Origin of the sequence: Ochrobactrum sp. RH2CCR150, assembly GCA_014138095.1 — a bacterium.
Classification (GTDB): domain Bacteria; phylum Pseudomonadota; class Alphaproteobacteria; order Rhizobiales; family Rhizobiaceae; genus Brucella; species Brucella gambitense.
This window is the reverse complement of sequence record JACGXE010000005.1, coordinates 260,489-275,879: the sequence shown is the minus strand read 5'-3', so window position 1 is coordinate 275,879 and position 15,391 is coordinate 260,489. Positions and strand designations below refer to the sequence as shown.

Here is a 15,391-nt window from a genome sequence, read left to right as displayed (position 1 = left end):
AACGGTTATCTTTCATCTGTTGTGAGTTAGACCCATGGCTTTTCAGACCTTTGACGTCACCACCAACCCGGCCAATGGCGCGCCCCGCGTGGCGAAGCTGCGTGAGAAGATGGCGGCGCTCAGCCTCGATGGTTTTCTGGTGCCTCGCGCCGACGAGCATCAGGGCGAATATGTGCCGCCGCACGCGCAGCGCCTTGCATGGCTGACCGGCTTTACCGGCTCGGCAGGTGCGGCCCTCATCCTGAAGAAGTCGGCCTATATGTTCGTCGACGGTCGTTACGAATTGCAGGTACGCGCGCAAACCGACCCGAAGGTCTTTTCCTATGAAAGTCTTGTCAGCACGCCGCCTTCCGTCTGGCTGGCCGAGAATGGCAAGGGCCTGACCATCGGCTTCGATCCATGGCTGCACACCATTTCCGAGGCCCATGCGCTTCGCGAAGCTCTGGAAAAGCAGGGTGGCAAACTGGTGCCGGTCGAGACCAATCTGGTCGATGCTGTGTGGGATGATCAGCCAGCAGCGCCGACCGCTGCCGTGACCATCCAGCCCGCACGTTTTGCCGGTCATGAGGCCAAGGACAAGATCAAGGAAATGCAGAAGGCCGTTGCAACAAGCGGTGCTACGGCCACTGTGCTGACCGATCCGTCATCTGTCGCATGGGTGTTCAACATTCGCGGCAAGGATGTTTCCAACACGCCGCTGCCCTTGAGCTTCGCTATCATCCCCGCCAAGGGCGAACCGGAAATCTTCATCGACGAAGCCAAGCTCGCTATCGAACCCCGCGCCTATCTGACCCAGCTCGCCAAGCTGTCGGCCCCCAGCAATCTGGAAGGCCATCTCAGCGCCCGCGCCGCAAAGGGTGAAACCATTCTGCTCGACCCTGCGCTTGCAGCAGAAAAACTGCGCCTGATCGTCACCGGCGCAGGCGGCTCCGTGATTGACGGCAAGGACCCGGCCCGCATTCCACGTGCTGTAAAGAACAAGGCCGAGCTTGACGGTTCGCGTGCCGCGCATGAACGCGACGGCGTGGCTATGGTCAATTTCCTGTCCTGGGTCGATGGGCAAAAGCCGGGTACGCTGGATGAAATCGGCGCGGCCCAAAAGCTGGAGGAATCACGCGCCAATGCCGGACGCGATTTCCAGATGCCGCTGGAAGACGTGTCCTTCGACACGATTTCGGGTGCCGGTCCGAACGGCGCTGTCATCCATTACCGCGTCAACACCGACACCAACCGCACGCTACAGGATGGCGAGCTTTATCTGGTCGATTCCGGCGCACAATATCGCGACGGCACCACCGATATTACCCGCACGGTTCCGGTCGGCAAGATTACGCCTGAAACCATCAAGGCTTTCACGCTCGTTCTGAAAGGTGTGATCGGGATCAGCACTGCGCGCTTCCCGGCGGGTACGCGCGGGCAGGATATCGATGTTCTCGCGCGTATCGCGCTCTGGAAGCACGGTTTCGATTACGCTCATGGCACCGGCCACGGCGTCGGCGCTTATCTCTCGGTACATGAAGGACCGCAGCGGATTGCCAAGACGGGTTCGCAGGAACTGCTGCCGGGCATGATCCTGTCCAACGAACCGGGCTATTACAAACCGGGCTCGTTCGGCATCCGCATCGAAAATCTCATCATCGTCACCGAGCCGGAACTGCCGGAAGGCGGCGACATTCCGATGATGGGCTTCGAAACACTGACCTTCTGCCCCATCGACCGTCGTCTGATCGACAAGTCGCTGCTGACGCAGGAAGAACTGGACTGGCTCAACAATTACCACGCCAGCGTGCGCGCAAAGCTGTCCGGCCATCTGAAGGACGCCGAACGCAAGTGGCTCGAAACAGCAACTGCGCCGCTATAAGTTTAAATTGGAAAAAAATGGCGCAGCGCGATCAACAGCGCTGCGCCTGCAAAAAACATCGTTAGCATGCTGACCCGCAAGGACAGGATGACACAAACGACGAGCACAAGCAGCTCCCGCCAGCCATGATCCGATGCAGGTGCGGCGACAATCGCCGTCAGCACTGCCGCCGGCACGGCATTCAGTGCCGCTTCCACACGAAAATGCAGACGCTCGAACCGCGACAGAACCAGATGCCCGCCAATTCGGGTCAGATAGGTGAAGAACGCGGCGACAATGATGATCCAGGTCGTAGTGTCCATGGCCGTCACACCTTCACATTCTGTGGCTTGGCAAGAATGGCTGCAAGCACAACGCCGCCAGCCGCGCCAAGCGTCACATGCCAGGGTGAACCAACGAATTTATAGGCGGCAATGGCCGAGATCGCGCTGACGACAACCACCGGCCACCAGTGCTTGCGATGACGAAAACTCATCACCATGCCGAGGAAGTAGATCGGCAGCAGGAAATCGACGCCAATCGCATAAGGGTTGGAAATCAGGTCGCCAAACATGGCGCCAACCCAGGTTTCCAGTATCCAGCAGATATAGGTCATCAGACCCAGCCCCATATACCAGGAGAAGGTGATCTTCTTGCCTGCCTCGCTGCGAATCTCGACCTCTGCATATTGCGGATCAACCAGCACGAAAAAGGCGACTGCCTTTTGCAGGAATGAGAAGTGGCGAATACGCCGCCCAACCGTTGCCGAATAGAGCACATTGCGGAAATTGACCGCAAAAATGGAGAGAACGATCATCCATGGCGCGATATTCTGCCCGAACATGTCAAGGCCGACCATCTGGCTGGCACCGGCATAGAGCGTTGCGCTCATGAACACCGCTTCACCCACCGAAAGCCCGTGATCGAGAGCAACAGCGCCGAACAGCACCCCGAAAGGTGTGCCCGCCAGCACAATGGGCACGCCACGTTTCGCGCCGTGCAGAAACTCGCTGCTCGCAGAGGCCTTTGCCGGCCTGAAACCCTGGTCCACGGAATCCCCTCCTCCAGACGAGGAGTCATTAGGCAATTCCATGACGCGTTGGAATAGGTGTCCGGCAAAAATCATACAAATAGAGACGCTGCGGTCAGTTTATCTGACGCACGCAACATTTAGGCATCACTCATGCAGGCAATTGATAAGACGATCAATCCGGTTGATCTGGAGGCAACGTACCTTCAATCTTTCTGATCCAGTCAACCAGAGGACGCGAGCGCTCGACAAAGTCAACCAGCCGGTCCGCAAGCGCGGCCTGCGTAATACTCTCCGGATCGATTTCCATCCGCACCGCAAAATGCCGGTTGCGAATGGCTTCAACGAGATCCGATTCGGTGACGCCCTCAAAGCCGCGCGGCGTGCGCTTCAGGCGGTCGCTATCGCTGATCTGCAAACCGTTCTTCTTCAGCTTTGCCACGACGGCGCGATATTCGTCCGGCTTCTCCGCAATCGCCTTGCGGATGGCCAGCAGGAGCTTCGGTTTTGGTCCCCACCAGGCAACACCGGCATAGCAATCGCGCACGCCGGGCAGACCGATACAGACATAGAAACAGCCGCTTTCGTCCCATTTGGTGCCAGAGCGTGAAAGCAAAGCCGACAGGTGCCGGTTATAGGGCGCCTTGTCTTTCGAGAAGCGTGTATCGCGCTTGATGCGAAACTGCGACTTCACGCGGTCGCCCTTGAAGCCCAGCCCCGCCTTTTCAAAGCGCGTGCTTAGTTCTTCAATCAAATCACCGAGCGGCTCTTTCAGGTGCTCTTCAAAAAGATCCTTGTTCTCCACAAACCATTCCCGGTTCTGGTGGAAATCGAGCGCCTTCAGAAAAGGAATAGCCTTGTCACCAAAACCCTTGAATGGCGCCATTCGATCATTCCTCCCCGACGAGCGTGAACCAAGCGTCTTCATCAATGACTTCGATACCAAGTTCGGCAGCTTTTGCGAGCTTTGAGCCCGCACCCGGACCAGCCACCACCAGATCGGTTTTCTTGGAGACCGAACCCGCCGTCTTCGCACCGTAGCGCTCCGCCATGGCCTTGGCCTCGTCGCGCGACATGCGTTCGAGACTGCCGGTAAACACCACCGTCTTGCCTTCCACCGGCGAGCCGGTGGCGACACGGGCCGCTTCATCCAGAGGGGTCACTTCCGCCAGAAGCGCTGCCAGCACCTCGCGGTTATGCGGCTCGCCGTAGAAATCGACTACCGCTTCGGCAACGATAGAGCCGATCCCTTCAACGGCAAGCATATCCTGCCAGGCTTCATTGCCCTTGTCGGTGCGGTCTCCGCCTTTCGGCGGATTGGCTTCCAGTGCCGCCTTTTCGAAGGCGGCGTAGGACAAATAAGCCCGTGCAAAGCGCTTGGCGTTGACTTCGCCGACATGACGGATGCCGAGACCGAACAGGAAGCGGCTCAACGCAATTTCGCGCCGGTCATTGATCGCGTCATAGAGCTTCTTGACCGACGTCGCGCCAAAACCCTCGATATTTTCGAGCTTCTTCAGGGGCGATGCGGCCTGTCGCTTTTGCAGCGTGAAAATATCGGCTGGCGATTTGATTTGCAGGTTTTCATCTTCGGCATGGAAGAAGAACTCGACCTGCTTTTCGCCCAGACCTTCAATGTCGAAAGCATTGCGCGACACAAAATGGCGAATACGCTCAACAGCCTGTGCTGCGCAGGTCAGCCCGCCCGTGCAACGATAGACAGCTTCACCTTCCTCCCGCACTGCATGGCTGCCGCAGACCGGGCACTGGTGCGGAAAAATAAACGGCACCGCATCCGCCGGGCGTTTTTCCAGCACGACATCGACGATCTGCGGGATGACATCGCCAGCGCGCTGCACGATCACCGTATCGCCAATGCGAATGTCGCGTCCTTCACGGATAGGCTCGCCCTTCTGGCCGATGCCCTTGATGTAATCCTCATTGTGCAGCGTGGCATTGGTCACCACCACGCCACCGACGGTGATTGGCTCCAGACGCGCCACGGGCGTCATTGCGCCAGTGCGTCCGACCTGAATATCAATACCGCGCAGAATAGTGGTTGCCTGTTCCGCCGGGAACTTGTGCGCAATCGCCCAGCGCGGGCTGCGCGAACGGAAACCGAGCCGTGTCTGAAGATCGAGCCGGTCAACCTTATAGACCACGCCGTCAATGTCGTAGTCGAGATTGGGGCGCTCCAGACCGATGGCCCGGTAATGGGCAATCAGTTCATCGACGCTCGAGAGGCGCTTCATCAGCGGATTGACGGGGAAGCCCCAGTTGCGGAACGTCTCGACCATGCCAAGCTGGGTGTCGGCAGGCATGTCCGACATTTCGCCCCAGGCATAAGCGAAGAAACGAAGTTTGCGGCTTGCCGTCACTTTGGCGTCGAGCTGGCGCAAGGAACCAGCAGCCGTGTTGCGCGGGTTCACATAGGTCTGCTTGCCATCCGCTTCCATTTGGGCGTTGAGCGCCAGAAAGTCGCTCTTGGCCATATAGACCTCGCCACGCACTTCCACCACCAATGGCGCTCCAGCCGGGAGCCTGTGCGGAATCTCGCCGATGGTGCGGATATTGGCGGTTACATTCTCGCCCGTCGTGCCGTCACCGCGCGTTGCACCGCTGACAAGCACACCATTTTCATAGCGGATCGACATGGACAGACCGTCGATCTTCGGCTCGGCAGTAAAGGCAATGGAATTGTCCGGCAATTGCCCCAGAAAGCGATAGACGCTGCCGACGAAATCGCGCACGTCCTCATCGGAAAAGGCATTGTCCAGCGACAGCATGGGCCGCGAATGAACGATAGGTGCAAACGTCGCCAGCAGAGGTGCAGCGCCCACGCGGCGCGAAGGACTGTCATCGCGCACCAGTTTCGGGAAACGCGCCTCTATGGCCTCGTTACGCCGCTTCAGCGCGTCATAATCAGCATCCGAAATCTCCGGCCTGTCATTGGCATGATAAAGCTCATCATGATGAGCAATCTCACGCGCCAGTCGCTCCAGTTCGGCAGCGGCTTCAAGGTCGGTCAGTTTTTCAACGAGAATTTCGGACATATGCAACAAGCATCCTGGCTATCTGAATCGAGCAGAAACATATCCAAGAAATGTCATTTAGCCTACAGCCGCCTGACTTTACGAACAGAGGATGCTGTCAGGAGGCCAGAGCGCTGTTTTCCGCCAGCAAACGTTCTGCAGCCGCACGCGCTTCATCGGTGATGCTGGCACCGGCGAGCATACGGGCGATTTCTTCCTGCCGCTCACCCACGCCGATAGACCGGATCGATGTCGACATGCGATCTTCGTTGGTCGCGGACTTGGCGATGAGGAAATGCGTCGATGCCCGGGCCGCCACCTGCGGCGCATGGGTTACGGACAGCACCTGCACCCGCGACGACAAACGCGCCAGACGCTGGCCGATGGCATCCGCCACAGCACCGCCCACACCCGTATCGATTTCGTCGAAAACCAGCGTCGGCGCAGAACCGCGATCCGCCAGTGCAACTTTCAGCGCCAGAAGAAAACGCGACAGCTCGCCACCGGAAGCGACTTTCATCATCGGACCGGCTCGCGTGCCCGGATTGGTGCGGACCCAGTATTCCACCGTGTCGATGCCTTCGGCAGCACGCGCTTGCGGGTCGGTGATCATCTCGACCAGGAATTCGGCACGTTCCAGCTTGAGCGCCGGAAGTTCCGCCATTACGGCCGCTTTCAGATGCTCCGCCGTATCCTTGCGCCGGGCAGAAAGCTCCGAAGCAGCTGCGTCATAGGACGCCCTTGTCTCGGTTGCCTGCGCTTCAAGCTGCACCAGCTTTTCCGCGCCTGCATCGAGCTCTGCAAGGTCGGCATCCATCTTGTCGCGCAGAGCGGGCAAGCCTTCCACCGCGACCGAATATTTGCGCGCAGCTGCACGCAGCGCGAACAAGCGCTCTTCCACCTGCTCAAGCACACGCGGATCGAAATCGATCTCCCGCATGGCGTGGTCGATGCCATCCTGCGCAATAGCCAGACTGTTCAGTGCTTCATCAATGGCTTTGCAGACTGGCTCAAGCAGATGTGGCGCTTCCGGGATTTTACGCTCCAGACGGCGCACGAGGCTTGCAAGCGTCGGCACCGGCGAACCATTGCCCGAAAGAAGTTCGCCCGCTTCGTTGACGTCACCGGCGATCTTTTCAGATTTCATCATCACCGCACGGCGTTCGGCGAGTTCGTCTTCCTCGCCGGGCTGCGGATCGAGCTTCGTCAGTTCTTCAACGGACGAGCGCAGATAATCGCCTTCGCGCTCAGCCGCCTCCACACGGGCGCGGTGACGCGACAATGCGGTTTCCGCATCGCGCCACGCCTTGTGCCGTTCGCGCACCACGACCGTCTCGGCGTCGAGACCGCCAAAAGCATCCAGCAATGTGCGGTGAAGGTCGGTATCGATCAGCGCGCGGTCATCGTGCTGGCCGTGAATTTCCACCAGCCTGCGGCCCAGATCGCGCAACAGTGCAACGCTTGCCGCCTGATCGTTGATGAAAACGCGCGTGCGCCCATCGCCCATCTGAAGACGACGCAGGATGACGTCGCCGTCATCATCAAAACCATTTTCGCGAAGGAAAAGCCGGGCCGGATGTCCGCCCGGTACATCGAATACTGCCGTCACCTGCCCCTGATCCGCCCCAAGGCGAACCAGCGAAGCGTCGCCGCGCGCACCAAGCGCCAGCGACAGCGAATCAAGCAGAATGGATTTACCGGCCCCGGTCTCGCCCGTCAGCACGGACAAGCCGGTCTTGAACTCGATGTCGAGCCTTTCAATCAGGACAATATCGCGGATCGAGAGGTGCGACAGCATGTCGGGCTCAAACTGTTTATGAACCGCCGCCCGTGATGAGCGACGAAGCCTTGGCCAGCCATGAACCGCCGTTTTCGCGTGGCTCAAGACCACCGCTCTGCAGCAGCTTGTAGCTGTCCTTGTACCACTGGCTATCCGGGAAGTTCTTGCCGAGAACCGAAGCGGCCATCTGGGCTTCCGAGGTCAGGCCAAGCGCATAATAGGCTTCGACCAGACGCGCCAGAGCTTCTTCGACCTGACGGGTGTTGGAATATTCCTCGACCACACCGCGGAAGCGCTTGATGGCGGCCAGATATTCCTTGCGTTCCAGATAATAACGGCCGACCTGCATTTCCTTGCCGGCGAGCTGGTCGCGGGCAAAGCGGATCTTGGCTTTCGCGTCGTCGGTATATTCCGAATCCGGGAAGCGATCGACCACTTCCTGCATCGCGGCAATGGCGCGACGGCTCGCAGCCTGATCGCGCGTCACGTCCGGAATCTGACGGAAATAGGAAAGACCGATGATGTAATAGGCGTAAGCCGATTCGGGCGATGTCGGGTAAAGCGTGTTGTAACGCTTCGCCATGCTGATCGCTTCTTCGTAGTTACCCTTGCGGTAATTGGTGAAGGCAGCCATTACGAGCGCCTTGCGGGCCCATTCCGTATAGGGATGCTGGCGGTCGATGGCAGCGAACTTCTTGGAGGCTTCATCGAGACGACCCGCATCCAGATTGGCCAGACCTTCATTATAGAGCTTGTCAGCAGGATCGATCGTCTCAACATACTTGGTGAGATCGATATCGTCGTTCTTGCTTGCACAACCGGCGAGCGGGATAAGAACGGCGATAGCGCCAGTCAGCAGCGCGGTTTTCGTCACACCCGTGAATTTGAAACTCGTCATGCGGTCTCCGGCCTTCTGGCAGCGTCATTCCTGTTTGAAGCAACGTGCGCGCTTGTAGCATTGCAACTGTGCTTCATCCATCCAAATCATTCAACATTGGCAAAGATTAAACAGTGCCAAGGCTGTTTTGGCCGTCCATAAACCACATGCAGGCGCAATCGTCTAGCTCTTCAATCGCCAGATTTTGGCCGAAACACTGTCCGGACGGCTCCTTCGCAACGTGTGAACCGTGAAGATTGGTCCCCTCATCGGCCCGCCGCAAAACGACAACCGACTCGTATCGTGATGGTGACCCGCCGAACACGGCTCAATTAAGGCCGTGCTCCGGGATCATCCAAATTATTGTGGACTAAGGGACGAAGGCTTAAAGTGTTACTTAAAGCGCCCAGGGTGCAGCAATATTTGGCTTCACCGCAACGAAATCCGAGCTCTTTGCATTGCGACGCACACCGGATGCCTCGACGATGTCGAAAGCGCTCTTGTCGGCAAGAAGCGCCTTGACCGTTTCAGCATTCAGACGATGACCGCTGCGGTAGGAGCGGAAGCAGCCAATGAACGGCAAACCGGCCAGTGCCAGATCGCCCACGGCATCCAGCGTCTTATGACGCACGAACTCATCCTTGAAGCGCAGACCACCCGGATTGATGACCGAATTATCATCGCCGATGACCAGAGAGTTGTCGAGCGAGGACCCCAGCGCATGGCCGGAGGCCCAAAGACGTTCCACGTCCTTCATGAAGCCGAAGGTGCGCGCAGTGGAAATTTCCTTGCGGAAAACCGCCTCGTCCATGTCTTCCGCAAATTTCTGACGACCGATCAACGGGCATTCGAAATCGATCTCAACTTCAAAACGTGTACCGGAGAACGGGCGGAACTCACCCCACGAGCCGCCGGCTTCCACACGAACCGTCTTAAGAATACGGATGAAACGACGCTTGGCCTGCTGCGTGACAATGCCTGCCTCGTCAAACGCTTCGATGAAGCGCGCCGAGGTGCCGTCAAGAATAGGCACTTCCGGGCCATCAACCTCGACAATCAGATTGTCGATACCGAGTGCAGCAATAGCGGCCATCAGATGCTCGACCGTATCGATCTTCGCTTCTTTCGGTCCAAGCGACGTGCAGAGGTCTGTCGCGCCAATCTCCGAAACATGCGCGCGGATTTCGCGCGCGCTGGATTTCAGGTCCGAGCGCTGAAAGACAATACCTGTATCGGCATCGGCTGGAATAAACGTGGCCGACGCCGGAGCGCCACCATGTACGCCCACGCCGGAGAGGGTCACCGCACGACCAATTGTCTTCTGATAAGCGCTCAAGGCTGTTCCAATCTATTCAAAATCCAGAATATACGCTCAAAGCGTAAACAGGCCGCACTTGCTCGCTGGCGTACCCTGCTCCCGCAATCGCACAATCTAATTCGCAAACGCGATTAATCCGTTAGATATGGCAAAATTAGCGGCAGGGAAGACAAAAAGAATCACAACCCCGTGTGAGCCCCGATACAACCGACCACGCTTAAAATAGTGAGCCGGCTCGTCGTGACAAAATCACGCTTTCTTACGCTCTATTACCATAAACCGCGTTTTATTCCAGAGCGGTTCCGTTGAAAACGGAATCTTGGAACCGCTCTATCTATTTGTTTCTACGCATTATCCTACGCAAAACCGCTACGCACTTTTGCTGGAAATGCTCTAGAATTTGCCGTGAAAAGCAAAAAGCCCGCCTGAAACAGGCGGGCTTTTTGAAGTTCTACATCAGCGTTCGATCAGTTCGACTGGCGGCGCAGGAAGGCCGGAATTTCGAGCTGGTCGTCTTCCGAAGCTGCGCGCGGCTGCGGGCGGCCCTGATCGTCGAGCTGGCCACGGCGCGGCGCGTAGATCGAGCCATCCTGCTGCATCGGGCGGCGTTCAGCCGGACGCATGCCAGGTTCACGATGCTGAGCTGGCTCCAGACGCGCTGCAGGCTGCTCTTCTTCACGACGCGACAGACCATGGGTCAGGCGCTTGAGAAGGCTCATCGGGCCGCGTGGCTCTTCCTGAGCAGGCTGTGGCTGCTGCGGAGCGCGACGGGCGGCGATTTCAGCCTGTGCAACCGGCGGGAAGTCCGAAACAGCGGGCATACGTGGAGCCGGGCGCGGTGCCGGTTCTGCATGCATCTGCTGCGGCTGCTGGTAAGCCTGCGGCTGAGCTGCCTGAGCCTGGGGCATCGGTGCACGAGCGACCGGTGCACGTTCGAAGGCTTCCGGTGCAGGAGCCTGGAAAATGCGGCTCTGCGGACGGAAATCGGGCTCTGCGGAAGCAGCCGGTGCGGCTGGCGCAGGTGCAATCGGCATGTCGACTTCGGCAGACTGGATTGCCTGAGCAATCGGGTCGACCTGACGCGGCTGCTCAACGACCGGAGGACGCAGAGCGCCATGCGGTGCCATAGGCTTGGCCTGCGAAGTCGGCTGCTTTACTGGCTGGCGAAATTCCAGCGGCGCAGGCGCCGCATCTCCGATCTGCTTGTCGATGCCGGTAGCAACCACGGATACGCGGATAACGCCTTCGAGACCTTCGTCGAAGGTTGCGCCGAGGATGATGTTTGCTTCCGGATCGACTTCTTCACGGATACGCGTTGCAGCTTCGTCGACTTCGAACAGGGTCATGTCGCGACCACCGGTGATCGAGATCAGCAGGCCCTTTGCACCACGCATCGACGTTTCGTCGAGCAGCGGGTTGGCAATCGCAGCTTCGGCAGCAGCCATTGCACGGCCTTCGCCGGAAGCTTCGCCGGTGCCCATCATCGCCTTGCCCATTTCGCGCATAACCGAGCGAACGTCAGCAAAGTCGAGGTTGATGAGGCCTTCCTTGACCATCAGGTCGGTGATGCAGGCAACACCCGAATAGAGCACCTGATCAGCCATTGCGAAAGCGTCGGCGAAGGTGGTCTTGTCGTTGGCGATGCGGAAGAGGTTCTGGTTCGGAATGACGATAAGCGTATCGACGTTCTTCTGCAGTTCTTCGATGCCGAGGTCGGCCGTCTTCATGCGACGAGCGCCTTCGAAATGGAAAGGCTTGGTCACGACGCCGACAGTCAGTATACCGCGTTCACGTGCTGCGCGGGCTACAACCGGAGCTGCACCGGTGCCGGTGCCGCCGCCCATACCTGCGGTGACGAAGCACATATGCGTGCCATTGAGGTGATCGACGATTTCGTCGATGCATTCTTCAGCAGCAGCACGACCGACTTCGGGCTGGGAACCTGCGCCCAGACCTTCCGTCACGGCAGCGCCGAGCTGGATGATCCGATCGGACTTCGACATGGTCAAAGCCTGCGCGTCGGTGTTGGCCACAACGAAATCCACGCCGCGAAGACCGGCATTGATCATGTTGTTGACTGCATTGCCGCCGCCACCGCCGACACCGAATACGGTGATGCGGGGCTTCAGCTCGGTGATGTCCGGCTTTTGCAGATTGATAGTCATTGGTCCTTGTTCCTCTTAAAGCCCGTCACCGCGTTTCGCCGCTGCGGTGCTGATTGGTTGTTACCCAGATGGTCACGTCCCGGAAAATTCGACTGTTCACTCAAAGATCGGTTACTCAGAAACTCTCCCTCAGCCATTGGCTGACACGTTGAATGCGCCCACCCGTACCGGTCATTAGACCGGAGGAAGCTGCTTTTACCGACCGCTCTTCTATCCCGGCCACCTGCGGGTAGATCAGAAGTCCGACGGTCGCGGCAAAAGCTGCCCCCTTAGCCGCCTCAGGCAATCCCGCTATTCCTAGAGGACGCCCGATTCGTACATTTCTTGCAAGGATTCGTCTGGCTGCCTCCGGCATTCCCGGCAATTGGCTTGCGCCGCCGGTCAAAACCACACGCTTGCCGACAATGTGTCCGAGGCCTGACTGGTTCAGCCTGTCGCGAACCAGTTCCAGCGTTTCTTCCACTCTTGCACGGATAATCCGCGTCAAAACTGACCGCGGATATTGATTGGGTACATCACGCTCATCGTCGCCAATGGGCGAGACGGAGATGAGATCGCGGTCATCGGCAGCGCTTGGCAGCGCCGAGCCATACATGACCTTCAGGCGTTCGGCGTCGTCCATGCGAGTGGAGAAGCCGCGCGCCACGTCCATCGTGACGTGATTGCCGCCGATGGCAACTGCATCGGCGTGAATGAATTTGCCTTCAGAAAAGACGGAAATCGTGGTGGTGCCGCCGCCCATATCGATGCAGGCTGCGCCCATTTCGGCTTCATCACCGACCAGAGCCGACAGACCGCTTGCATAAGGCGTAGCAACAATAGCTTCCACCGAGAGGTGGCAACGATTGATGCAAAGCTCGAGATTGCGCAGCGGAGCGGCATCAGCCGTCAGCACATGCATATCGACGCCGAGGCTGTCGCCCAGCATGCCCTGCGGGTCGCGAACACCGCGCTCGCCATCCAGCGTATAGCCGATCGGCAGCGAATGAACGAGGTGACGTTCTGCGGCCAGAGCCTGCTTTGCGCCCGCAGCGAGAACACGGCGAATATCGGTCTGCTCGACTTCATGGCCGCCGAGATTGACGCTCGCAGTGAATGTTTCGCTCTTGAGGCGACCAGCGGAAATATTCACGATCAGGCTGTCGACGGTCAGACCGGCCATGCGCTCTGCAGCATCGACCGCGAGACGGATGGACTGTTCGGCAGCATCGAGATCGATGATCACGCCGGACTTCACGCCACGCGAACGCTGATGGCCGATGCCGAGCACTTCCATGCGGTGCGTGCGGCCCGGCAGAAGCGCGCCGCCTTCATGCGGACGCAGCCTTGCGATCACGCAGGACACCTTGCTTGAGCCAACATCCAGAACCGTGAGCAGGCGCACCTTGCGCCCTGCAGTTCCGCCTTGAGATGATCCCTTACCGCCCAGAATACTCATACGCGCTTCCCCGTGCGGGCCAATTCTTTCTTACGCTCCGCCAGGAACTTCTGGCGCTGTTCCATACCGCTTGCCGTCAGCTGAACGGTGACGCGATCATCCAGACGGAGATCGACCGCCATAATATCGCGGGTCAGAAGATGTTTTTCCTCATCGAGCTTCTGGATCTGCGCGAGAGCCTTCAGCGGATCATCTGCCGGGAGCATGACGCGCACGCCATTGTCCAACAGCAGGTCCCAGCGACGGTCTGCGACGCGGATATAGGCGCGAACCTTGCCAGCCAGCGCCGGATAGTTTGCGACCTCGTCAACGAAGCCCTTAACAACCTTTTCTGCACCGTCACCGACAACGAGTGGCAGTGTGTTGTAGCGGCCTGCACGGAAAGGAACGATGGTGTCGCCTTCGGCATCGATAAGCGACAGTTCCTTGTCGTTCTGCCAGATGGCGAAAGCCTGACGCTCATGCAGCGCAACCTGAACCGTACCCGGATAAACCTTGCGTACTTCGGCGCTCTGAACCCATGGCAGCTGTGCGATGGAGGCGCGCGCTTCTTCAGCGCTCAAGCCAACCAGCGATGTTTCGCCATCAAGGTTAAGCTGACCCAGAATATCGATATCGGAGGTTTCGTGATTGCCGACGACCTTGACGTCCTCGATAGCAAAGCCGAGCGTCGAGGCCGTAGCCTTCACCACGTCCTGGGAGTGATTACCGACGACCATGCCGTAAAGGCCGGTAGCACCGAGGAAACCCAGCATGCCAATGGTGCCAGCGTGACGAGGAATGCTGACATTGCCCTGAAACAGACGTACGGCGAAGCGAAACGGCTTGCGCAGAAAGCGCGGCAGGACGAATGTGACATTCATCGCCGATGCGTCTCGCATCGCGCCCGAGCGCCTATATCCATCATTTTTGCCGTTCAACGCAAACAAGACGCGTCCTCCACCATCCAACTCAACAATTCACCGAAAGAGATACCAGCCGCTTTGGCGATATCAGGCACGAGCGATGTGGGGGTCATTCCCGGTTGGGTGTTAACTTCCAACCAGATAACTTCGCCTTCTTCTGAAAAACGATCATCGAAACGGAAGTCCGACCGGCTTACGCCCCGACACCCGATTGCCCGATGCGCCGTAAGGGCCATTGTTTGTATTTTTTGGTAAATATTTGGTAAAATTTTTGCCGGACACACGTGAGTTGATGCGCCTGCAACATATTTTGAATCATAATCGTAGAACTGATGACCGACCGGAACGATCTCGCAGACATCCATGGCGCGATCACCCATCACGGCGCAGGTCAATTCGCGCCCGGCGATGTAGCTTTCGACCAGAACTTCGTCGCCATATTTCCAGTCGGCGGAGCCGATGATTTGCGGCGGATGGGTCTGGTCTTCCTTGACGATCACGACGCCGAAGCTGGAGCCTTCACGCACCGGCTTGACAACATAAGGCGGCTCCATCGGATGCTCGGAACCAATGTCGAAACGGTTCATCAGACGCGACGGGGCCACAGCCACACCAGCAGCCGCAGCAACCTTCTTGGCGCGATCCTTGTCCATGGCGAGCGCTGAAGCCAGAACGCCTGAATGCGTGTAGGGAATCTGGAGATATTCGAGGATGCCCTGAATGGCGCCATCCTCACCGAACGGACCGTGCAGCGCATTGAAGGCGACATCAGGATTCAGCTCGGCAAGAACACTCGCGACATTGCGATCCACATCGATGCGGGTCACGCGGTAACCGCACTCTTCGAGGGTCTTTGAACAGGCCGCGCCAGACGACAGGCTGACAGGACGCTCGGAGGAGAATCCACCCATCAAAACGGCGACGTGTTTTCCCGTCATGTTAAGCATCCCCTCTGCGCAATCCCCTGCGCGGTGAATCAAGAACAGAGTCCGAGTAGCCCAGCGGC

General features: G+C 58.4%; 12 protein-coding genes. 1 reads left to right on the top strand and 11 read right to left on the bottom strand.

Annotated elements, in window-relative coordinates; all coding sequences use genetic code 11:
- Positions 1-34: 34 nt before the first annotated feature.
- Positions 35-1,861 (top strand): aminopeptidase P family protein, encoded by a 1,827-nt coding sequence (locus FHW03_RS13295; protein ID WP_182521059.1) that lies wholly within the window; start codon positions 35-37, stop codon positions 1,859-1,861.
- Between the two features lie 2 nt (positions 1,862-1,863).
- Here the strand turns inward: FHW03_RS13295 and FHW03_RS13290 are convergent, their stop codons facing one another.
- From FHW03_RS13290 to FHW03_RS13240, 11 genes are all read right to left on the bottom strand, one after another.
- Positions 1,864-2,163 carry an AzlD family protein gene (locus FHW03_RS13290; protein ID WP_078339400.1) on the bottom strand — a complete coding sequence of 100 codons (300 nt, stop codon included), beginning with the start codon at positions 2,161-2,163 and terminating at the stop codon, positions 1,864-1,866.
- 5 nt (positions 2,164-2,168) lie between these two features.
- The gene (locus FHW03_RS13285; RefSeq protein ID WP_377514773.1) at positions 2,169-2,891 is read right to left on the bottom strand and encodes an AzlC family ABC transporter permease; all 723 of its coding nucleotides are present in this window, start codon (positions 2,889-2,891) and stop codon (positions 2,169-2,171) included.
- Between the two features lie 154 nt (positions 2,892-3,045).
- Positions 3,046-3,756, bottom strand: coding sequence for a TIGR02453 family protein (locus tag FHW03_RS13280; protein ID WP_182521057.1), 711 nt, complete (start codon positions 3,754-3,756; stop codon positions 3,046-3,048).
- A 4-nt stretch (positions 3,757-3,760) separates the two neighbouring features.
- The gene (ligA, locus tag FHW03_RS13275) at positions 3,761-5,923 is read right to left on the bottom strand and encodes an NAD-dependent DNA ligase LigA (RefSeq protein ID WP_182521056.1); all 2,163 of its coding nucleotides are present in this window, start codon (positions 5,921-5,923) and stop codon (positions 3,761-3,763) included.
- Between the two features lie 97 nt (positions 5,924-6,020).
- Positions 6,021-7,700 (bottom strand): DNA repair protein RecN, encoded by a 1,680-nt coding sequence (gene recN, locus FHW03_RS13270; RefSeq protein ID WP_182521055.1) that lies wholly within the window; start codon positions 7,698-7,700, stop codon positions 6,021-6,023.
- 16 nt (positions 7,701-7,716) lie between these two features.
- A complete protein-coding gene (locus FHW03_RS13265) occupies positions 7,717-8,580 on the bottom strand; it encodes an outer membrane protein assembly factor BamD (protein WP_078339405.1) in 864 nt (287 codons plus the stop codon).
- A gap of 376 nt (positions 8,581-8,956) precedes the next feature.
- Positions 8,957-9,895 carry a UDP-3-O-acyl-N-acetylglucosamine deacetylase gene (gene lpxC, locus FHW03_RS13260; RefSeq protein ID WP_182521054.1) on the bottom strand — a complete coding sequence of 313 codons (939 nt, stop codon included), beginning with the start codon at positions 9,893-9,895 and terminating at the stop codon, positions 8,957-8,959.
- Between the two features lie 449 nt (positions 9,896-10,344).
- Positions 10,345-12,042: a cell division protein FtsZ gene (gene ftsZ, locus FHW03_RS13255; protein WP_182521053.1), complete on the bottom strand. Its 1,698-nt coding sequence runs from the start codon at positions 12,040-12,042 to the stop codon at positions 10,345-10,347.
- 115 nt (positions 12,043-12,157) lie between these two features.
- Positions 12,158-13,480 (bottom strand): cell division protein FtsA, encoded by a 1,323-nt coding sequence (ftsA, locus tag FHW03_RS13250; protein WP_182521052.1) that lies wholly within the window; start codon positions 13,478-13,480, stop codon positions 12,158-12,160.
- Entirely contained in the window at positions 13,477-14,409 is a 933-nt protein-coding gene (locus FHW03_RS13245) for a cell division protein FtsQ/DivIB (RefSeq protein ID WP_182521051.1), read from the bottom strand. Before FHW03_RS13245 ends, ftsA begins: the two co-directional genes overlap by 4 nt.
- Positions 14,397-15,323, bottom strand: a complete 927-nt coding sequence (locus FHW03_RS13240; RefSeq protein WP_138786376.1) for a D-alanine--D-alanine ligase — start codon at positions 15,321-15,323, stop codon at positions 14,397-14,399. Before FHW03_RS13240 ends, FHW03_RS13245 begins: the two co-directional genes overlap by 13 nt.
- Positions 15,324-15,391: the final 68 nt, after the last annotated feature.